This window comes from Methanobacteriaceae archaeon (assembly GCA_030656015.1).
Lineage (GTDB): Archaea > Methanobacteriota > Methanobacteria > Methanobacteriales > Methanobacteriaceae > UBA349.
The window spans coordinates 382873-403085 of record JAUSNX010000001.1; the positions used below are offsets into that span (position 1 = coordinate 382873).

The window sequence follows — 20213 nt, forward strand, 5'->3', positions numbered from 1 at the left end:
CTAATTTATTGAGTTCTGATACGATTGACCTTTAATCTGTTGAGTTATTAATTAAAACCATTTAATTAAAAATAAAAAAATAATGTGGCCTTAATCACCATTTATAATAATTTCTATGGCATAACCACCAATCATAGCAAGTATGTTGCTCTTTTCGTTTTTTTACAGACTCTACGTCAGATGGTGGAGGTATTATAAGACCTTTACCGATTAACTCATTATTTGGCCAGTTAGCAGGTATGGCCACCCCTTTTTCCTCAATGTTATTAAATCCTTCAATCATACGCAGAATTTCATCCATGTTCCTGCCTAATTCTTGAGGATAATACAATATAGCACGTATTATACCCTTAGGATCCATAATAAACACTGCTCTAACCGTATTAGTAGGTCGGGCCGGGTGAATCAAACCCAATGTATCCGCTACTTTACCAGTATCTGCAATTACTGGGAATGTAATTTCTGTGTCCAGATTGTCTTCAATCCATTCTATCCATTTCAGATGCGAGAAAATCTGATCAATGCTTAGGCCAATCAATTCACAGTTGAATTTTTTAAATTCATCATAGCGCTTCTGGAATGCAACAAACTCCGTAGTACACACTGGTGTAAAATCTGCCGGATGAGAAAATAAAATAAACCATTTACCCTTAAATGCTTTGGGAAGTTTCATCATTCCCTGAGTTGTTTGAACTTCCATTTTTGGAAATTTATCTCCTATTAATGGCATTCCTCGACCTTTTTTCTTAATTTTTCTTACTTCATATACTTTATCTCCCATTTAAAGCCCCCTTTAATGGTTTAATACTATTAATTAATATAATTAATATATTTGTAATTATTTTTATTTATAATTTCGTTGTGGAAGTGTAAATTAATAAAATTAAGTTTTATAAAATAAATGAAGTCTTAAAAAAATAGAAAAAATAATGGAATATGATGAATAATAGAATGGAAATGGAACTAGAAAAATAAAAAAGTTAGAAATAAGTAAATATTTAAGTAAATAATCTATTTCTGTGCTAATGGTGGATTAAAGACACGAGTAGCCAATTCAGCATCCACCATTAAAAGGCCACTGGAAGAATTTCCTGCCAAACGAACTTTTTGAAGTACTGCACCCACAGATTCCTCTTCTTCTACCTGTTCAGCAACATACCATTGCAGAAAATTGTTGGTAGCATGGTCCTTCTCATCCATGGCCAGATTTACTAAATTATTAATTAATCCAGTAACCTTTTTTTCATGTTCCAAAACACGTTCAGAAACATCTAAAGGAGATTCCCAATCAAATGGAGGTTTTTCAATTGTGTCTAAAGCAACCCGAGCACCTCTTTGCACCAAATAATCATAGAATTTCATGGCATGAGTCATTTCTTCCTGGGCCTGGACTCTCATCCAGTTAGCAAATCCAGGTAAATCCGAGTCCTCATAATAAGCAGCCATGGCCAAATATAAATAAGCAGAATACAATTCAGCATTCATCTGTCCATTTAAAGCATCTTGCATTTTTTCACTTACCATTTTAATCCCTCTTTTTTATTAATCTTAATTATTTGATTCAAATCCAATCTAATTTAAAAAACATCAATCAAACATCTACATATACTCTAAATTTTTATTATTGAACTAATTTGAGGAAATATTTGAATTAAAATAAAATATCTAAATAGAAAATTAAATAAAAAAATGAATGTTTAATTCCCCATTGTTTCTAAAATCTGATCTGCCAAATTATCTAACTTTTTAAAGTCTTTTTCTTTGGGTAAACCTTTTATTAATAGAGTTTCATGGTAATTAATTTTTAAATTATTTAATAGGCCCTTGATTTCATCTTCCATCATAGTTCCCCAGCCATAAGAACCAATAATCGCACCATAATTAAGTTTTGGTCTTAAAACATTTACCAGATAAAGAATTTGGGCCATGAAAGGATGTGGTTTAGTCAAAACAGTAGGTGCCGCCATTACTAGTGTAGATGAATCCACTAGATCTATTAAAAATTCTCCCAATTCCATCTTAGACAGATTAAATGGTTTTACTTCAATGCCCCTTTTAATCAGAGCATCTATCAAATATTTGGCCATTAATTCCGTACTTCCATGCATGGAAACATAAGGAAGAACTACTTGATTAGATGTCTCATTAGAAGCCCATTTTACATATAAATTCATAATTTCAGTAGGGTTTGAAATTAAAGGTCCATGTGAAGGTCCAATGATTTCAATTTCTAGGGATTCTATTTTCTTGAGATTATTCAATATCATAGGTCTAAAAGGCATCATGATTTCCGCATAATATCTTTTTGATGGAATTAAACTTGACATACCCTCTGGGCCAAATAATTCACTAGTGGCCAGGTGTGAGCCAAAAAAATCACAGGAAAAGAGAATTTCATCCTCTATTGCATAAGTCACCATAGTATCTGGCCAGTGCACCCATGGAGTAAAAATAAATTTTAAAGTTTTATCACCTAAAGATAGGGTTTCTCCATCTCCAATAACTTTTAATTTTGCATTAGAAAGTTCAAAAAAGCTTTTAAGAAGTTTTTCACATTGAGGATTAGTTACAATAACTGCGTCTGGAAATTTTTCCAGAACTGCTGGAATGGAACCAGAGTGGTCCTGTTCAGCGTGATTAGAAATAATATAATCTATATTTAAGCCTGTTTCATCCAGGTTATCCAATAATTCTTGTGTTTTTGAAGGGTCAACTGTATCGATTAATGCAGTTTTATTTGTTCCCTCCACAATATAAGAATTATAAGAAGTACCCTGTGGAAGGGGTATTAACTCATCAAACAGTTTTCTATCCCAGTCAATAGCTCCAACAGAGTAGATTCCACTTTTTATAATTCTAACAGCCATTTCAATCCATCTTTTTGAATTGATCTTTTCCTACACCACAAATGGGGCAGACCCAATCATCAGGAATGTCTTCAAAAGAAGTTCCAGCCTCTACTCCAGAGTCTGGGTCTCCATTTTCAGGATCATATATGTAACCACACATTTCACAGATATATTTAGCCATATTTTTACCTCCGATACTTAAATTAATTATATTTGATTAAAAAATCAATTTTAATATTTTAATTTTTATTCTAATTAATTTCTAGTTTTTGCTTAATATTATGCCTAATTAAGTATTTAATTAGTTCTTTAAAGCAATAAACATTCTTTTGGGTGCTCCACAAGATGGACACTTCCAATTAGCAGGTAAATCTTCAAAAGAAGTCCCAGGTTCAATATTAGATCTAGATTCACCCTTTTCGGGGTCATATATATAGCCACATAATTTACATTTGTATCTTTTCATCTAAACACCCTTTTTAATCTTTGAGTTGATAATAAATGATTATAATTGAATTATCTGTAAATTCATATATTTATCTTCCATTATTTATTTTATGAATTTTATTTAATCTGTAAGAACCTTAATTTTCCCGCGCCACATTTAGGGCAGTGCCAATCATCAGGAAGTTGTTCAAATTCAGTTCCAGGACTAACACCTGAACGAGCTTCACCCGATTCAGGGTCATAAATATATTTACAAACTCGACATTTATATCTCATTTTTTTTACCTCAGCTTAGTGAATAAAAAATATTTTATTAGATATAATTTTTAGATGTATCTATATTGGACTTTAAAATGTTTATAAATATCGGTAAAAAATATTTTTCGTATTTAGTCTTGATTTTTAAATAAGGATAAAAATAACTCCTAATTAATTGAATATCGGTTCATTTGCTAAAATATTTCATTCTAAACACATTAAAGCCCACCACACAAACTATAAACGCTATTTTAAGATAAATACTAATTGGGGCAAAAATTGCAATTGCTAGCAATAAAATTCCCACTAAACTGTGTGTAAGCCAATTTCTCCAATCTAAAAAATAGTTTTTAATGCCATTTATTATTTTATTCATATAAACACCCATATTAATGAATCAAATTCTCTAAATAATTAATTATCACAGATACTGTAATTTATTATATTAGAATTCATTATATATTATATTTTTCGATATATCAATTATGGATATATTAAACTATTTAAAAACATGGTAAATATATTTAAATTATATTATTATGAATATCTATTCAGATTAAAAAAGAATATTAAAATTAAAAAGAATTACTTAACAAGTAAAACAGGTACATCAACTGTTTTTAAAGCATTTTCGGCCACACTGCCCATTAAAATTTTTTCAATACCAGAACGCCCATGTGACCCGATAACCACCATATCGGCATGAGATTTTTCAGCAATTTTCTTCATATCATGCCTAGGATTTCCAAAAATAAGGACCTCATCTACTTTTACATCTTTAGCCTTTCCCTTTTCACTAATTTTAGATAAAATCTTATTTCCTTCTTCTTCCATAATATCAAAAGGATAAATGAGCTTTTCATCAATTATATGAACCGCTACGACAGTTGATTCAAGTTTTTTAGCCAAATCGATGGCCACATCTTCAGCTTTTTCCGCGAATTTTGACCCATCACTCGGTATCATTATTTTATTAAACATAAAAACTCCCTCCCTCTTTAAAACAGTTATTCAACTTTTTTGAGATTATCACCGATAATGAAACTAGTTCCACCTAAATGAAGAATAGGTTTAACTTTTTCAACATCTAAAAGGCCATCTTTCATGCAATTTTCCTGAACTGAGGCATGAACCACATAAGCAGTTATCAAATTGTGGTCACCGACTGTATTTACCCTTAGAACTTCACATTCTAAATGGGCCATGGATTCTACAATTCTAGGCGGGGAAACAATTTTAGACGGTATGGATGTCAATCCTGCTTTTTCAAGTTCATTTTCACCATAGGGTAATTTTTCACCTGTAATCCACATTTTCTGCAAAATGCTATCTGGAGTAAGATTAACCACAAACTCCCCAATTTCATTTATATTTAAGTTAGTATCATGTTTAGGGGCTGATGCGAAAGCTATAATTGGTGGATTCATTGAAACAGGCATTACAAATGAAAATGGAGCTGCATTAATATCTCCCTTAGAATTAACTGTCGTTATGATAACCGTAGGTCTGGGAGCTAATATTCTGTGTGCGTTCTCTGCTGGAAAGTCTTCAAAATTCATTTTAATCACGTTTAAGTAATATTATGAAAAATATTATTCTAAAATATTAATTCTAGGAATATAATTTTATTATTAATATTAATATAATTATTTTAATTATAATAAAATTTACAATTTAATCTACTTTTAAATTTATATGATTAATTAATTGAGATAAACCAAATAAAGGTTATATCTCACTTAAATTTTATTAATCATTTAAATAGTCTACATCACTTCTTCTAATAAATTCTGAACATAGCTCTTGAGGAATACCATCCATTATGAATTTTCCATCATCTATTAAGATAGCGCGAGTACTTAATTCTTCTACGAAGTCCAGATGGTGACTCACCATTAAAATAGTAGTTTCGAATTCATTATTTATTCTTTTGAGAGAATTAGAAACAGATCTTAATGTTATTGGGTCCAAATCTCCAAAAGGCTCATCTAAAATTAAAACTTCTGGTTGTGAAGCAAGTACTAGTGCCATAGTGGCCCTTACCTTCTGCCCACCAGATAATTCAAATGATTTTCTATCAAGAATATCCAAAGACAAATCAAGAGCCTCAAAAATTGGTTTTGCATACTTTTTAACTTCATTATCCGGGAAGCTAGGGAATAATTCATGTAAAATTTCAGCAGAAAGTCCTATTTTTTCCAATCTTGATTTGGCCTCAGCTTCAGGTAGATCCGTAAGCTGGTATAAAACATCTAAAACCTGATCACTGATACCTAATTCTTCAGCAATTTTTTTAGCATGCCTTACAACATCTTGTCCCTTAATTCCTAAACGAGAAGCAATCTGATCCTTAATAGTGGAATAGTGAGTCAATGCAAATTCTTGATGCATAAATCCCATCTGACTTCTGATCTTCATTCTTTTAATTCCGGGCTCGTGCATATCCACCCATTCACCATCAGTTTTAAATTGCACAGATCCAGAATCAGGAAAGTCTAAACCGGCAATCATCCTAAGCAAAACCGTTTTGCCCGCACCACTAGGACCAATTAAAGAAATAATTTCTCCTTTATTGACCTCAAAGTTAATGGATTTAATATCCAGAACAGAACCTCCCTTTATCAGGAAAAATCTTTTCTCAATATCATTAATTTTTATAATTTCTTCAGAAGAAGCTTCTAATTTAATTTCTTCTTCTGGCTCTAAATCCTCTAAAAATTCTTTTATGATTTTTTTAGGTTCACCTTCATCGGTAACTTTCCCATTCTTCATTAAAACTAATCTATCGGCGAGATATTGGTGAATTTCTGGCAAATGAGATACTAAAACTACAGTAACGCCCAGTTCTTTATTTATATTTTTAATAGCATCAAAAATTTCCTGTTTAGTTTTAGGACAAGACATGGTCGCCGGCTCATCTAAAAGTAAGACTTTTGGTTTTTTAGCCAGTTGTCGAGCCATTATGAGTCTTTGTTTTTCCCCACCACTTAATACTGGTGCAAAGTGCTGTGCTTTATGTTCTAAGCCCACTAATTTCAATAATTCCATGGCCTCTTGCTCAAATTCATCAAAAGCATATTCTTTATCACTCATGGATTCATCACCATACTTGGCACCATAGAGTTTTCTAACTACATTTTGTAGAGCAGTTTCTGCCCAGAGCCCGAATGATCTCTGTAAATGAATAGCTGTGGCCCTCTTGAGCTTGGTAAAATAATAGGGGTTTGAATCATGCGAAACTTTGATATCATCCAATACAATGTCTCCCTCATCAAATGGCTCTACGCCTCTTAAAATCCTCAAAAGAGTGGTTTTACCAGACCCACTCATCCCAATTATTCCTAGTATTTCACCAGATTCAACTTTAAGATTGATATTATCTAAGGCCTTAATTTCGGCTCCATTATCCATTTTATAAGTTTTTGAAAGATTTTCAATTTCAATCATGTGTATCACCAAGATATTATTAATCCGTAAAGAAACTTGCATTAATCTTAATTTTATAAAATACTTCTTTAAAATTTTTTAAGATACCGAATATGAATATAACTTGTGTATTATCTGAATATATTTTAAATACAATGAAATTCTTTTTCTATGATTATACACTTAAAAGTATATGATATGATTATTCCATTTCTTTAATTCCATTCTAAAATTCAAATAATCAATTAATGTTCCTAATAGATATGAGTTTTATTAAATAATTCTTAGTTTCTAATTAAAAAATCTTAATTAATAGAAAGTGAATAAATAGAATTAATAAAATTAATTTGGTGATTAAATGAGGGGATTACTCGTAGGTAGAATGCAACCAGTTCATCAGGGCCATATTCAGGTTGTAAAAAGGATACTAGAAGAAGTAGATGAAGTTATTATTTGCATAGGAAGTGCTCAGCTGAGTCACACTTTAAAAGATCCTTTTACTGGTGGAGAGCGAGTGATGATGCTGACCAAAGCATTAAGTGAGGATGGGATTCCCGCTTCCAAATATTACATATTACCAATTCAAGATATAGCTTGTAATTCGGTGTGGGTGGCACATATTAAGATGTTAACTCCACCTTTTGAGAAAATATACACTGGAAATCCTCTAGTTCAACGTTTATTCCTGGAAGAAGGTTACCAGGTTACCACACCACCATTGTTTTATAGAGATACTTTATCGGGCACTGAAGTCCGGAAAAGAATGCTTAATGGAGAAGATTGGGAATCACTTGTTCCGAGTTCAGTAATAGAAGCCATAAGTGAAATTGACGGCCTGGAACGAATAAAACATCTAGCCAAAAAAGAAGTAAGCGAAAAATAATAAAAAAATGGCAAATATATTAACTCAAAATAATCGGATTATTAAAAACCTAATATTATCTGATATTAAAGATTATAAAGACATTTAAAGAGGATTTTATGCTAGTTAAAATTATTAAAAAAGACGAAGAGCAGATCAATATATCTGATCTCATTGATCAAGTTAAAAAAAGTCCATATATAGATGAATCCGGGGCTATTTTTTCCTTTGAAGGGATTGTTAGAGGAAAAGAAAAGGATTTAGAAGTTAAAAAACTAATATTAAGTACTCCCAATATTACTGAAACCCAAAAAGGTCTGGAATCAATTGTTAGGGAAGTTAAAGACAAATATTCCGTTAAAGAAATAGCTGTAGTACATTATTTAGGTGAATTTTACATAGGAGATCCTTTATTTTTAGTTGTTGTGGCAGGTGCACACCGTCATGAAACTTTAGATGCATTAAAAGAAGTTATTGAAAGAACAAAATTTGATCTGGACTTTCAAAAAGATGAAAAAAGTAATAAAGGCACTAATATTATAATGTCTGGTGGTTAATACTCTAAATTAAATTAAACAGGATTTTAATATATTAATTCAATTATATTTCAAAATTAGTCAATAAATCTTTATTAATTACATATTTAACTGCAAATAATTAGCAAATCCATATTGGGGGTTTAATTTGAAGTTTATAAGAGATAGTGTTCATGGTAATCTACAGATTGACGATTTTGAGCTTAAATTAGTTGATACTCCACAGATACAAAGATTAAGAAGAATAAAGCAATTAGGATTTACCAATTTAATTTATCCCGGTGCAAATCATTCACGTTTTGAGCATTCCATTGGCACCATGTATCTTGCTTCTAGATTAGCTGATCATTTAAAGCTAGATAATGAGAAAAAAAGAATTTTAAGAGCATGTGCTCTTTTACATGATACTGGACATGGGCCCTTTTCTCACGTTTCTGAAGCAGTTTTAGATGAAAAGCATGAAGTTCTAACTGCTAGGGTCATCAAAAACTCAAGTCTTGGAGAATTGCTGTCTGAAGAATTTGATATTAATCAAATAATTGATATAATAAATGGAAAAACAGTATTAGGTCAGGCCATATCTGGAGAGCTTGATGTAGATAGAATGGACTATCTTTTACGTGATTCACATTATACTGGGGTTGCATACGGAATAATAGACATAGAAAGACTCATTTATAATATGAAACTAGAAAATAATCTAGTACTTGATAAAAAAGGAGTTCAAGCTGCAGAGTCAACACTCTTAGCACGTTATTTCATGTATCCCAGTGTTTATCAACACCATACTACCCGAATTGTTAATGCCATGTTTAGACGTTGTTTAAGAAAATTAATTGAAAAAAAAGAAATTGACGCCAAAAAAATATACCAATACGATGATGCAGATATAATTACGCTTTCCAGAGGTCAGGAAGGTTTCATAGGGGAGATGATGCATAAATTAGACAATCGGGATTTATTAAAAAATATAAGTTCTCTAAAAATTAGTGATCTTGAAGATCCACAGCAAGCATTTAAGATTAAAAGGAAAGAGCTAAAAAAAGCTGAAAAAGAGATTGCTGAAGATAAAAACATTCCTGAAGATTATTTAATTATTAACATGCCAGAATATCCATCATTTGATGAAATGAGAACTTTAGTATCAGTGGGCGATGCCATAGTAAAATTAAGTGAAATATCCAGTATTGTGGGCGCTTTAAGAGATGCTAGATTTAATCATGCGGATCTTTGTCTTTACGTTCCTGAAGAACACACATCAAAATTACATGATTTCAATTTTTACGATTATTTGAACTTACCTGAACAAAAAAACAGACATGACAAGCAAATGCGACTAATAAGTCCATTATAATAGTTTTGAATAGTTATTCATATATTGTTATTCATAATAGTCAAATAAGGTAAGTTAAATAATTAAAAATTTAATTATGTGATTAAAAAATTTAATTTAAAAAGTGATAAAATGATTATCGTTGCCATAACTGGTGCAAGTGGTGTTGCATACGGTTTAAAAGTGTTAAAATCTCTTAAAAAATGTGGAAAAGAAACTGGACTAGTTGTTACTGAACCTGCTAAGCTTATTTTAGATTATGAGTTAGGAATACAACTGGAAGATCTAAAAAATATTGCAACTTATTATTACGATTCAAAAGACCTTACTGCTTCTATCAATAGTGGTTCTTGTCTTTTTGAAAGTATGGTAATTGTTCCTTGCACCATGAAAACTTTATCTGCAATTGCTAACGGTTATGCAGATAATGCTGTTACCCGGGCCGCTGATGTGTCATTGAAAGAAAGGAGAAAATTAGTTCTTGTTCCTCGTGAAACACCACTGCGTTCTGTCCATTTGGAGAATATGTTAAAAATTAGTAAAGAAGGAGGAGTAATTCTTCCTGCAATGCCTGGATTTTACCATAAACCTAAAAATTTAGATGATATAACTAATTTTATTGCTGGAAAAGTTTTAGATGTTCTGGAAATTGATCATGACCTTTTTAATCGCTGGAGTGGTAATGAAATCAAATAATTGAAAATCAATATTATTTTTTTAAACTTTTTCTGTTAATTAAGCAATATAATATCTAATGGAAATAAAATAATTTAATATAAAAAATCCATTTACTCATTATTTTAGGATATTGATATTCCAATTTATTAAATAAATTACTCTATTAAATAAATATTAAAATCTAAAGGTTAAAAATATGTTTAGAGATTCAGATTTTAAAACAAAAAAGGATGTGCCGGGCCCCACTAAAGAAGAAATAAGATGTCTTGTAATTTGTAAATCTAAAGTAAAAAAAGATGATACGGTAGTAGAAATTGGATGTGGGACCGGTGGTTTGACTTTAGAGTTTACAAAAAGATCAAAACAAGTTTATTCAATTGATAAAAATCCAAAAGCGGTTAAACTAACTAGAGAGAATCTTTTAAAACATGAACTTCTAGATAATGTAAAATTATTTGAAGATGATGCGCTTAGTGTCCTTAATTCAATACCAAAATTTGACATTTTGATGATTGGTGGAAGTGGAGGAGATTTATATTCCATAATTGAAAAAGCCAGCACCAAGCTGAATCCTGGCGGCAGAATAATAGTTACTGCAATTTTAATGGAAACTAAAACACAATCCATATCCAAACTTAAAGAATTAGGTTTTGAAGTGGAAATAATTGAAGTAAATATTTCTAAAGGGCGTATAATTGATCGTGGAACCATGATGTTCTCTCAAAACCCCATAGCCATTATTTATACTATTTAATTAATGCATGAATATTTAAAAGAATTATAAACTGGAGATATCATGAAATCACTTAAAAATTCTAATTGGGAGATAAAAACCGGCCTAGTGCTAATTTTAATATCCAGCATGATCTATTTTTGTGTATATATGATTTTTCACGACGCCAAGACAGTTTTCTTTTACATTGGAATAGACCTGGCATTCATCCCCTTAGAATCTTTAATCTTAGTTTTAGTTATAGAAAGAGTTATAATCAACAAAGAAAAGGCCATGATGATGGAAAAACTCAATATGGTTATTGGAGCTTTTTTAGTGAATTAGGAACAGATTTACTGAAAGAAATTTCTTCATTTGATCCAGATATTGATAATATAAGAAAGAACCTGAAAGTTGATATGGGATGGGAAGAAAAAAATTTCTCTGAATCATCACATATAATTAAAAATTATGATTATTCCATACACTTAACTGAGGATAATAAAAATTCGATTTTACTTTTAAAAAGTTTAAAATCATTATTATTGGATAAAAGACAGTTTATGCTAGGATTACTCGAAAACCCCAATTTATTAGAACATGAAAGTTTTACAGATATGTTATGGGCTGCATTTCATTTAGCTGAAGAACTGGAAAACAGATATAATTTAGATAAATTACCTAATTCTGATTACCAACACCTTTCCATAGATCTTGAACTGGTTTATTCCCATTTAATTTATGAATGGCTCCATTACATGGAACATCTAATGAATAATTATCCGTATCTATTTTCACTGGCCTTAAGGACTAATCCGTTTGATCCAGATGCCAAATAGAGATTAATTAACAATTACAGAATTAAAAACTTAATTCATATAGATAATCTTTAATTAGGAGGAAATTTTGAATGAAATATCAAAAAGGAAGTATTTTCAAACCGGAAAATAACCATTATAAAAGTGCAGGAATATTATTGTTAGTTGGATGTATCCAATATATTCTAGCAGTTAACATTGCCGAGGCAATGTTTCCTGGGTACAGCATTGCTTTAAACAGTTTGAGCGATCTTGGGGGATCATTACCATTGGTCGAACCAGCGGCCCTCATCTTCAACCTCAGTAATATCCTCTTAGGAATTTTAATTGTGTTAGCAGTTTATCTAATCCTCAAAAGTGGAGGTTGCCGTCTTTTCTCATCATGCCTTGCTATTTTTGGCATTTGTATCGCAGCACTAGGGATATTCCCAGAATACACCCATGCAATCCATGTAACTTTCGCAACGATAGCTTTCATATCCGGAAGCTTAGCACTCATATTCAGTTACCGGCTTGGAATCAATATCCCAATGACCATCATATCCATTTTACTTGGATTAATAGCCCTTATAACTCTTATTTCACCATTAATTTTTGGTATGGGAGCTACAAACCCGATAGGAGCACTAATAGGTAAAGGAGGTTCCGAAAGGTTGATTATATACCCTATAATTATTTATCTCACAGCACTGGGCGGATATCTTACAAGCAGAGGAGAAGATTGGGTTAGAATCAGGTTCACCGACGGTTACTGGTGAAATATTTCAAAAATAAAATGGAGTTATTATTAAAAATCATGATTCCTTTTTCTTTTTTTAAATTGTATGGATACTTCTGTTCTTGAAGTAACTGGTATGAAAGGAATTATTTGTTTAAGTTAGAGATTTCATTTTTTTATTAAAATTCGTTTATAGCAATTAGTTTTCAGATCTAAAACTTCAATTAACCCTTTATTAAAATCTTTAACTTTAAGTTCAACAAGTTTATTGTATTAAATATATTAATATAAGTCATAAAAAGCTTAAAGGAAAACCAAAACAACTATTTTTATATAGTTAGATGAATAGAGTATAAAAAAACTTAGTTGGTTGATATTGATGGATAGTTTAAGTCTAGAACAATATCGAGAAATGGTTAATGAAATAATAGAATTCAAAAATCAAAAGGGCATAATGCCTGAATACGCCCTTGTTAATGGATGTAGAATTGAAAAAGATAGCTACATTGACATGATTGAGCGCGTGAATAAATTCATACTGGAAATGGGAAGAAATCCACGTTCAGTAGAAATAGAATCATAATATAAGCTTTTAGTTATCTTTTTTATAGTTATATTCTTTTTTAAGACATCTTGTTCAAAAATTATTGATATAATCGTGCATCTATTTTAAATAAATTTTTTTTATTAAATGAGCTGAATTAAATGGTTAACTTAATAATTAATTAATCTTGAAAACAATATTCTTTATGGTTTATTAAAATGATTGTTGAATATCTAATAATTTATTCTAAAGTATTATTTTAAGCCGTAAAGTTAGATTATAATATCCTCCGGTTTGTTAAAATTTTTAAAGCTCATTCCGGTGGGATCAAGAATTTCCGATGATACCATAAGCGAATTAATTTCACCAATAAATGATTTAACGTCCCTTTTATCATTGGAAATCATTTTTAAAATAATTTTTTTTGTTTTTACACTATAAATAGAATGCAGTGGTTCTAAATCCCCGTTTTTCCATTGAGGAACAATTGAATCATAATTTTCATTAGATATCTCCATTTTGCTAAATATCGAATTTATAAAAAATTCTGATACAAAAGGTGAGTCACAGGGCAATACCAAAGCATATTCATTATTAATATTTGATAATCCAACAAGTATTCCAGCTAATGGGCCTTTTCCTTTAAATTCATCAACAAAAAACTTTAAATTAAAATTAAAAAACTCAAGACCAATAAACTCCATTATAGTATTTTTATATTTTTTTAATTGATTATCATCCCTAAGAATAAGTAAAACTTCATCTGCAGACTTATTAACTGTTTTTAAAATATATAAAATAAGAGGTTCGCCTTTAAAATTCATTAGTCCCTTATCTTCACCCATTCTAGTGCTCAAACCGCCGCAAAGGATAATAAATGATCTTGAAGATTTTTTTAGGATTTTAACAACCTCAATTTGATTATTTTTAAAATAAAAATATTGAAAAGGATTAGGGAATTCAGTATATGATCAAAACAGCTATTAAATCCACATATTTAATGACAAAAAATTTATTTAAGAAATATGAAGAAATAATTCTTCACGTAATTCCTTATTCTAAGGTAGGATAGTTCGGGCTTTCATTGGTAATCAAAAGATCATGGGGATGGCTTTCTTTGATACCGCTGGAAGTTATTTTAACCAGTTTTGATTTTTCTTTCATATCTTTGATCGTTTTAGCACCACAATAGCCCATAGAAGCCCTGAGGCCCCCAACCATTTGGAATATAACTTCACTGACCGTTCCTCGGTAAGGAACTACACCTTCTACCCCTTCAGGTACCAGCTTCGTATGTTTCATAGGCCCTTTGGACTCTTGAGTCTGGAAATATCTGTCAGTTCCAGCGCCAATTCCACCAGTCATGGCGCCTAATGATCCCATTCCACGGTATTGTTTGTATTTACGTCCATTCATTACAACAACTTCTCCTGGAGCTTCATAAGTCCCTGCCAGAAGATTACCCATCATTACGGCATCGGCCCCAACAGCAATGGCCTTGGCCATATCACCCGAGTATCTTAAACCACCATCAGCAATAATTGGAACCCCATATTCTTCTGCAACTTCTGCAACTTCAGATATGGCTGTCAATTGAGGAACACCCACACCAGCAATAATACGAGTAGTACACATGGATCCTGGCCCAATACCAACTTTAAGGCCATCCACTCCCTGAGCAATTAAATCTTCCGCGGCTTGTTTTGTAGCAATATTTCCTACAATTAAATCAGCATCAATGTTATCTTTTATAACTTTAGAATTTTTAACTAAATGCAGGTTGTGGCCATGTGCACTATCAATAGCCAGTATTTCTGCACCTGCTTCGTCCAATGCCATAGCCCGATCTAAATCAAATGGGCCTGTGGCTGCAGCAACCATGAATCGGCCTTTACCATCACGAGAAGCATTAGGAAACTTTTTATGCTCTAAAATATCTTTTATGGTTACAATTCCCACAATTTTATTGTCTTTAACGACAGGAAGTCTTTCAACTTTATTTTCATAGGCAATATCTAATGCTTCCCCTGGGGTAATAGATTCATCTACAGTGACCACATCAGAGGTCATTATTTCATTAACCTTCCTTTGTGCATCAGAATTGAGAATCGGTTTTATATCACGTCGGCTTATAATACCTACAACTTCCTCATTTTCAACAACAGGAAGTCCACTAATTTCTTCTTGATCCATAATTTGATGTGCTTCCCTTAATGAAGAATCAGGAGCAATGGTTATTACATCACGAATCGTGAGGTCACCTGACCTTTTAACCTTTTTTACTTGTTGAACTTGCTCTTTAATAGTCATGTTTCGGTGGATAACACCTAAACCCCCAACTTGAGCAAGAGCTATGGCCATTTCAAATTCTGTGACAGTATCCATAGCAGAACTTATAATTGGAGTGGTTATTTCATGGTTTCGGGATACTTTACTTTTAGTAATCACATCCTTTGATTCTACAGTTGAAGGTCCTGGTACTAAAAGAAAATCATCAAATGTATATCCTGTTTTAGCTTCTTTCAATTTTTTTGAATACATAAAAACTCCTACCCCCTAATTAATCTCAATTTAAATCTTTTTTAATGAAAACACTTGCAAAAATATACATTTATTACAAAAGCATTCCCCAAACACCGTTTAGCTACTCAAATCACTTATCATGTTTTTAAGTTCAGCAACAGCACTACGATGGATTTTTCCAGTGTTACGGTCGCCGCCAATGCATGCAGCACCCCTAACTCCTACTACATCACAATTAATATCATATAGTGGTTTTAACTGGTCTTTTTTTACAGAACCTGCTAGTGCAGATTTTAATCCGTAGTCATGAATTTCATTAACAAATTTTTGCAAATCATCTATATCCATAAAGTCAAATAATGTTTTTCCATCTTTAACTGCAGTATCAACCATGGCCAGGTCAGCACCAGCTTCAGCAGCAACTTTAGGAATTTCCATAGGATCAATAGCACCTACACGATGAGCATCAGCATATCCTGAGGCCACTACCACTGCATCAGAACTGTTTTCCCGAACAGTGCGTACTACATTTTCCATTACTTCCAGTGCTTCATCATAATTTTTGGTACCATAAAGACCAACTTTTATGTAGTCTGCACCAGAAACTAGTGCACCCATAGCTGCCAAAGAAACTGTTCCAGGTTTATATGGAACGTCCCCCAAGGTAGCACTCACCAGCATATCTTCAGGAGTCATTTCCCGAACACCTTTTATTATCCATGGGAAACTAGCACCCAATGATCCTTCTTTTGGATTTTTAACGTCAACAATATCTGCACCGCCCTCAATGGCCTCCAGTGCTTCCTCTGTATTAATTGGACTGATTAACAGAAGCAATTCCTATACCTCCTACCTTAAATTTGTAATTTTTATCATTTAATTGCATTTAATTTATTAAATAAATATTTATGAATTAAAATTATTCTAAAGGAATTTAAAACATTTTAAACAAATTAAATATTTAAAAAGCAACTTTAAAGTGCATTACCAAAATATGCTTGATTGGAACAATTATAATATTTTTATAATATTTTTATAATATTTTCTAACCAATAACTTAAATTGAAATTTTAAGTAAAAAAATTCTAAGCAATAATTTTAGTATTTTAAAGTATTTTTTAATTATATGATGAATTAGCCTATAAAAACTTTTAGAATTTTAAAGCATATTTAATAAGAATTTATAATATTATATTTAAAAAGTATTTATTATGATTAGTTTTGAGATATACTTAAATTATATTGATTGAATTTTAAGATTTGAATGGACTGCCCGAAGATTTGATATTTTTTTTAATAACACCATGTGCTTTTGGATAGAAGCCCGCTTTTTGAGAATTTATTCGTAGTTTTTCTACTAATTCTGATGTTGGTGTACTAACTGGACATTCTAAAGTACATAAACCACAAAGAGTGCACATATAAAGACCAGAATCAAAACTAGTCTTTTCGTTCTTAATAAATTTACTCATAGCCACTCCTCGACCACCCAAATATCCTTTATAACCAAATTCATGTCCCACGGCATTATAAACCGGGCAGGCCACAATACAACTTCCACAACCAATACACCACAAGCATTCTTTCAAAGCATCTCTCCGCCCATTATCCAGCAAAATAACCACAACTTTTTTGGCCCCATACATTCCATTTAAAAGTCTTTTTTCAATATCCGCCGTTTTTGATGGTGCAGAAATAACATTTATATAAGAAGGTATTTTAGTTCCTGTAGCATAAGCAGTTTCCAGTTTTATTACAGAAATAGAATCTTCAATAGTACTAACCAGTTTATCAATTCCCACCACAATTATATGTGTGTCCATCATAGTCAACAAACTTATATTTCCTTCATTATGGACCATTACTAAAGAACCATCTTCAGCAGCAACAGAATTGGCACCGGTGATTCCAACCTGACACTTATTTAGCTCTTCCAACACATTTGCTTTAACCAGTTCCATAATAGTTCGTGGGTGTGGTTCTATATCTTCATCCATACTTTCAGAAATTATTTCAGCAATTTTTTCCACATTAAGATGTAATGCTGGGCCAATAGGATGTGCAGGTCTTTTATCATAGGGATTAAGTTGAACAATTCTATCTCCTAAATCAGTTTCCACCAGATTAATATTTTTTTCCTTTAAAAAATCACTTAAGGCGATTTCAAACACCGTGTTTGATTTTGATTTGGCAACGACTTTTTCATTTTTAATCAAATCATAAATAAGATCACAAGCTATTTTCGAATCTTCTGCATAGCATAATTCAATACCATTCTCTTCAAAGTTTTTTTGTGCAGTTTCCACGAGTTCTTCCAGGTTTTCTATAGATTCTTCCCTAATCTGTTTAACCTTTTCCTGTAGCTTTTTAATTTTGGGATCATGAAGAATTTCACTTCTGCGTTCATCCAGTATTTTGAATGAATTCCTCATGGTCTCTAATTCACTTTTATTCATTCTTAATGCACCTTATGATGAATTCTGATAAATCTAAAACTTCTAAATCCCCTTTTTCAAGGTTTAATTTGCAAAATGGACAAGCAGTGATTAAAGTATCAGCTCCAGTTTTTTTAGCTTCTTTTAATCTTTCCAATGATATTTCATCTGCAATTTCCGGAAATGCAGATTTTACTCCCCCACCAGAACCACAACACATGGCATTCTCATGGTTATGTTCCATTTCCACTAAGGTGGCAAATGAATTTATAACATCCCTAGTAGATTCATATTCACCACAGTGCCGTCCTAAATGGCAGGAATCATGATAAGTTACTTTTTTTAATGAAAATTTATTTAGAGTAATTTTATTATTACTGATTAATTCACTGAAAAATTGTGAGGTATGAATCACATCTAAATCCACATCCAATAACTCTTTATAATCCTTTTTAAATGTACGGTAACAACCAGCACATGAAACAAGTATTTTTTCTCCTTTTAAAATTTGGGCCGTTAATTTCATTTGTTCTGATGCCTCATCTACAAAGCCCGTCCGTAAAAGAATAGATCCGCAGCAAGTTTCATCTTTAATAATTTGATAATCTACACCTGCTTTTTTTAAGATGACCTCTGTGGATTCAGATATTTTTCCCAGCTTTTTTTGGGCTACACAGCCCCTGAAGTATATCATTTTTGCACCGTTTAATTTTATAATAATAATAATAATAATAAGCCTATTTACTTAAATAAATAAAATATTGTTAAATATAATCTAATAAATCCAAATTGAATCTATATAAATAAATTAAACGTAACTTATCAAGAACCTTTCGATTGAATATTAATTAAAAATTCCAATTATGACTCTAAAACAGTTTTATTCTTATTTTGCTGTTCATATAAACCAATATAAAGTTTTTCCAGTTGATTAGTAATATGCGCCCCTTCATATTTTTTATATTGAGCTGCGCCTTCATTCTTGAGTTTTTCATAAATTTGAGGATTATTCAAAAGATATTTTATCTTTTCAGATAATTCCATCCATTTTTCTGGTTCAAAGAATAATCCTCCTTTTTCACCACTGGCTTCCATTATAGGTGGTATTTTTGATGCAACAAATGGAACTCCACATCCCAATGATTCTACAACTACTATTCCAAATCCTTCTACTTTACTGGGAAGACAGAATATATGTGAGGACTTTATAATCTTTAATACATCTTGGTGTTTTTCAACAAAACCGCAAAATTCAATATTATTCTCTAGATTCAACTTTTTAACCAGATTTTTAAGATCCTGGTCTTTAGGGCCAGTTCCTACTATCTTGCATTGAAGTTGTGGAAAATCCTCGATGAGAATATGCATGGCTCTGATTAAATTATCAACTTTTTTGTATTCTACCAGACGTGCCACACAGGAAATAGTTGTTTGTGAATATTTTTCTGCATGTACCGGGGGAAAATTAACTATAGGTGGAATCACAATGATTTTTTCTGCAGGGAAATATCTTTCCAATTTTTTTCTAGTATAGTCTGAAATAGAAATTATTAAATCAAATTTTCGCGACAAGACGTACCTTTCCAATACTTCACCTACCACACCACTGATTCCAATGTTATTTATCCATTCCCCAATCCATACATCCATATATCGCGCAACACAAGGTATTTTTAATTTTTGAGAAATTTTCCAGGCCACAGGATATGTAATAAAATTATATCCAATTGTTAAATCTATATCTAGTTTTTTTCCTTGATTATATGCATCTTTCATAAAAGACAAGCGGTTTTTAAAGGATCCTGTTTGGACATAAGATCTTTCCCTACTACAACCAATCACTTTAATTCCATTTAATTCATATTCCTTAGGAACTCCTTCCTCAAGTGAAGTTAAAACTATTACTTCATGCTTTTTTGCTAATTGATAAGCTTCATTATAGGCAGCAGCTTCTACACCACCTTTAACTTCGAAATTTTCGCTTTTGGGGAAGTATTCTGTGATAATGCATATTCTCATGATAAAACCATTTTATATAAATATTTTAAATTAATGATTAAAATAATTAACAATT

Annotated in this window: 24 protein-coding genes and 1 pseudogene; 9 read left to right on the forward strand and 16 right to left on the reverse strand. The window is 31.5% G+C overall.

Annotated elements, in window-relative coordinates; translation table 11 throughout:
* Positions 1-94 precede the first annotated feature (94 nt).
* The 10 genes from Q7I96_01840 to Q7I96_01885 all read right to left on the reverse strand — a co-directional run bounded on the left by Q7I96_01840 (position 95) and on the right by Q7I96_01885 (position 7001).
* The gene (locus Q7I96_01840) at positions 95-781 is read right to left on the reverse strand and encodes a peroxiredoxin (protein ID MDO9626354.1); all 687 of its coding nucleotides are present in this window, start codon (positions 779-781) and stop codon (positions 95-97) included.
* 230 nt (positions 782-1011) lie between these two features.
* The gene (locus Q7I96_01845; protein ID MDO9626355.1) at positions 1012-1524 is read right to left on the reverse strand and encodes a ferritin; all 513 of its coding nucleotides are present in this window, start codon (positions 1522-1524) and stop codon (positions 1012-1014) included.
* A 173-nt stretch (positions 1525-1697) separates the two neighbouring features.
* Entirely contained in the window at positions 1698-2867 is a 1170-nt protein-coding gene (locus Q7I96_01850; GenBank protein MDO9626356.1) for an FprA family A-type flavoprotein, read from the reverse strand.
* 1 nt (position 2868) lies between these two features.
* Entirely contained in the window at positions 2869-3030 is a 162-nt protein-coding gene (locus Q7I96_01855) for a rubredoxin (GenBank protein MDO9626357.1), read from the reverse strand.
* A gap of 120 nt (positions 3031-3150) precedes the next feature.
* Positions 3151-3315 carry a rubredoxin gene (locus tag Q7I96_01860; protein MDO9626358.1) on the reverse strand — a complete coding sequence of 55 codons (165 nt, stop codon included), beginning with the start codon at positions 3313-3315 and terminating at the stop codon, positions 3151-3153.
* Between the two features lie 98 nt (positions 3316-3413).
* Positions 3414-3572, reverse strand: coding sequence for a rubredoxin (locus Q7I96_01865; GenBank protein ID MDO9626359.1), 159 nt, complete (start codon positions 3570-3572; stop codon positions 3414-3416).
* 169 nt (positions 3573-3741) lie between these two features.
* A complete protein-coding gene (locus tag Q7I96_01870; GenBank protein ID MDO9626360.1) occupies positions 3742-3930 on the reverse strand; it encodes a hypothetical protein in 189 nt (62 codons plus the stop codon).
* A 209-nt stretch (positions 3931-4139) separates the two neighbouring features.
* Positions 4140-4535 (reverse strand): universal stress protein, encoded by a 396-nt coding sequence (locus Q7I96_01875; GenBank protein MDO9626361.1) that lies wholly within the window; start codon positions 4533-4535, stop codon positions 4140-4142.
* A gap of 26 nt (positions 4536-4561) precedes the next feature.
* Positions 4562-5113 (reverse strand): flavin reductase family protein, encoded by a 552-nt coding sequence (locus Q7I96_01880; protein MDO9626362.1) that lies wholly within the window; start codon positions 5111-5113, stop codon positions 4562-4564.
* Positions 5114-5303: 190 nt separating this feature from the next.
* Positions 5304-7001: an ABC transporter ATP-binding protein gene (locus Q7I96_01885; protein MDO9626363.1), complete on the reverse strand. Its 1698-nt coding sequence runs from the start codon at positions 6999-7001 to the stop codon at positions 5304-5306.
* 337 nt (positions 7002-7338) lie between these two features.
* On the opposite strand from Q7I96_01885, the gene Q7I96_01890 reads away from it, so the two are divergent.
* The 9 genes from Q7I96_01890 to Q7I96_01930 all read left to right on the forward strand — a co-directional run bounded on the left by Q7I96_01890 (position 7339) and on the right by Q7I96_01930 (position 13220).
* Positions 7339-7863, forward strand: coding sequence for a nicotinamide-nucleotide adenylyltransferase (locus Q7I96_01890; GenBank protein MDO9626364.1), 525 nt, complete (start codon positions 7339-7341; stop codon positions 7861-7863).
* 98 nt (positions 7864-7961) lie between these two features.
* Positions 7962-8399, forward strand: a complete 438-nt coding sequence (locus Q7I96_01895; protein ID MDO9626365.1) for a molybdenum cofactor biosynthesis protein MoaE — start codon at positions 7962-7964, stop codon at positions 8397-8399.
* Positions 8400-8526: 127 nt separating this feature from the next.
* Positions 8527-9732, forward strand: a complete 1206-nt coding sequence (locus tag Q7I96_01900; protein MDO9626366.1) for an HD domain-containing protein — start codon at positions 8527-8529, stop codon at positions 9730-9732.
* Positions 9733-9843: 111 nt separating this feature from the next.
* On the forward strand, positions 9844-10407 hold the full coding sequence (locus tag Q7I96_01905) for a UbiX family flavin prenyltransferase (protein ID MDO9626367.1): 564 nt from the start codon (positions 9844-9846) through the stop codon (positions 10405-10407).
* A 178-nt stretch (positions 10408-10585) separates the two neighbouring features.
* Entirely contained in the window at positions 10586-11143 is a 558-nt protein-coding gene (gene cbiT, locus Q7I96_01910; protein MDO9626368.1) for a precorrin-6Y C5,15-methyltransferase (decarboxylating) subunit CbiT, read from the forward strand.
* Between the two features lie 42 nt (positions 11144-11185).
* A complete protein-coding gene (locus tag Q7I96_01915; GenBank protein ID MDO9626369.1) occupies positions 11186-11446 on the forward strand; it encodes a hypothetical protein in 261 nt (86 codons plus the stop codon).
* 74 nt (positions 11447-11520) lie between these two features.
* Positions 11521-11940, forward strand: a complete 420-nt coding sequence (locus Q7I96_01920; protein ID MDO9626370.1) for a hypothetical protein — start codon at positions 11521-11523, stop codon at positions 11938-11940.
* Between the two features lie 71 nt (positions 11941-12011).
* Positions 12012-12677, forward strand: a complete 666-nt coding sequence (locus Q7I96_01925; protein ID MDO9626371.1) for a DUF998 domain-containing protein — start codon at positions 12012-12014, stop codon at positions 12675-12677.
* Positions 12678-13016: 339 nt separating this feature from the next.
* Positions 13017-13220 carry a pseudomurein-binding repeat-containing protein gene (locus tag Q7I96_01930; GenBank protein ID MDO9626372.1) on the forward strand — a complete coding sequence of 68 codons (204 nt, stop codon included), beginning with the start codon at positions 13017-13019 and terminating at the stop codon, positions 13218-13220.
* Between the two features lie 233 nt (positions 13221-13453).
* On the opposite strand, the gene Q7I96_01935 is transcribed toward Q7I96_01930, so the two are convergent.
* From Q7I96_01935 to Q7I96_01960, 6 genes and pseudogenes are all read right to left on the reverse strand, one after another.
* The gene (locus Q7I96_01935) at positions 13454-14053 is read right to left on the reverse strand and encodes a molybdenum cofactor guanylyltransferase (GenBank protein ID MDO9626373.1); all 600 of its coding nucleotides are present in this window, start codon (positions 14051-14053) and stop codon (positions 13454-13456) included.
* 181 nt (positions 14054-14234) lie between these two features.
* A complete protein-coding gene (guaB, locus tag Q7I96_01940) occupies positions 14235-15722 on the reverse strand; it encodes an IMP dehydrogenase (GenBank protein ID MDO9626374.1) in 1488 nt (495 codons plus the stop codon).
* A 99-nt stretch (positions 15723-15821) separates the two neighbouring features.
* The gene (locus Q7I96_01945; protein MDO9626375.1) at positions 15822-16541 is read right to left on the reverse strand and encodes a (5-formylfuran-3-yl)methyl phosphate synthase; all 720 of its coding nucleotides are present in this window, start codon (positions 16539-16541) and stop codon (positions 15822-15824) included.
* A 416-nt stretch (positions 16542-16957) separates the two neighbouring features.
* Positions 16958-18160, reverse strand: coding sequence for an LUD domain-containing protein (locus Q7I96_01950; protein ID MDO9626376.1), 1203 nt, complete (start codon positions 18158-18160; stop codon positions 16958-16960).
* 10 nt (positions 18161-18170) lie between these two features.
* Positions 18171-18833, reverse strand: a pseudogene (locus tag Q7I96_01955) ((Fe-S)-binding protein).
* Between the two features lie 167 nt (positions 18834-19000).
* Positions 19001-20158: a glycosyltransferase family 4 protein gene (locus tag Q7I96_01960; GenBank protein ID MDO9626377.1), complete on the reverse strand. Its 1158-nt coding sequence runs from the start codon at positions 20156-20158 to the stop codon at positions 19001-19003.
* Positions 20159-20213 lie beyond the last annotated feature (55 nt).

Excerpts from the sequence above, each read along its gene's own strand:
- Q7I96_01840 (MDO9626354.1), bottom strand. The coding sequence starts at position 781 with ATGGGAGATAAAGTATATGAAGTAAGAAAAATTAAGAAAAAAGGTCGA.
- Q7I96_01845 (MDO9626355.1), bottom strand. The coding sequence starts at position 1,524 with ATGGTAAGTGAAAAAATGCAAGATGCTTTAAATGGACAGATGAATGCT.
- Q7I96_01850 (MDO9626356.1), bottom strand. The coding sequence starts at position 2,867 with ATGGCTGTTAGAATTATAAAAAGTGGAATCTACTCTGTTGGAGCTATT.
- Q7I96_01855 (MDO9626357.1), bottom strand. The coding sequence starts at position 3,030 with ATGGCTAAATATATCTGTGAAATGTGTGGTTACATATATGATCCTGAA.
- Q7I96_01860 (MDO9626358.1), bottom strand. The coding sequence starts at position 3,315 with ATGAAAAGATACAAATGTAAATTATGTGGCTATATATATGACCCCGAA.
- Q7I96_01865 (MDO9626359.1), bottom strand. The coding sequence starts at position 3,572 with ATGAGATATAAATGTCGAGTTTGTAAATATATTTATGACCCTGAATCG.
- Q7I96_01870 (MDO9626360.1), bottom strand. The coding sequence starts at position 3,930 with ATGAATAAAATAATAAATGGCATTAAAAACTATTTTTTAGATTGGAGA.
- Q7I96_01875 (MDO9626361.1), bottom strand. The coding sequence starts at position 4,535 with ATGTTTAATAAAATAATGATACCGAGTGATGGGTCAAAATTCGCGGAA.
- Q7I96_01880 (MDO9626362.1), bottom strand. The coding sequence starts at position 5,113 with ATGAATTTTGAAGACTTTCCAGCAGAGAACGCACACAGAATATTAGCT.
- Q7I96_01885 (MDO9626363.1), bottom strand. The coding sequence starts at position 7,001 with ATGATTGAAATTGAAAATCTTTCAAAAACTTATAAAATGGATAATGGA.
- Q7I96_01890 (MDO9626364.1), top strand. The coding sequence starts at position 7,339 with ATGAGGGGATTACTCGTAGGTAGAATGCAACCAGTTCATCAGGGCCAT.
- Q7I96_01895 (MDO9626365.1), top strand. The coding sequence starts at position 7,962 with ATGCTAGTTAAAATTATTAAAAAAGACGAAGAGCAGATCAATATATCT.
- Q7I96_01905 (MDO9626367.1), top strand. The coding sequence starts at position 9,844 with ATGATTATCGTTGCCATAACTGGTGCAAGTGGTGTTGCATACGGTTTA.
- cbiT (MDO9626368.1), top strand. The coding sequence starts at position 10,586 with ATGTTTAGAGATTCAGATTTTAAAACAAAAAAGGATGTGCCGGGCCCC.
- Q7I96_01915 (MDO9626369.1), top strand. The coding sequence starts at position 11,186 with ATGAAATCACTTAAAAATTCTAATTGGGAGATAAAAACCGGCCTAGTG.
- Q7I96_01920 (MDO9626370.1), top strand. The coding sequence starts at position 11,521 with ATGGGATGGGAAGAAAAAAATTTCTCTGAATCATCACATATAATTAAA.
- Q7I96_01925 (MDO9626371.1), top strand. The coding sequence starts at position 12,012 with ATGAAATATCAAAAAGGAAGTATTTTCAAACCGGAAAATAACCATTAT.
- Q7I96_01930 (MDO9626372.1), top strand. The coding sequence starts at position 13,017 with ATGGATAGTTTAAGTCTAGAACAATATCGAGAAATGGTTAATGAAATA.
- guaB (MDO9626374.1), bottom strand. The coding sequence starts at position 15,722 with ATGTATTCAAAAAAATTGAAAGAAGCTAAAACAGGATATACATTTGAT.
- Q7I96_01950 (MDO9626376.1), bottom strand. The coding sequence starts at position 18,160 with ATGAATAAAAGTGAATTAGAGACCATGAGGAATTCATTCAAAATACTG.
- Q7I96_01960 (MDO9626377.1), bottom strand. The coding sequence starts at position 20,158 with ATGAGAATATGCATTATCACAGAATACTTCCCCAAAAGCGAAAATTTC.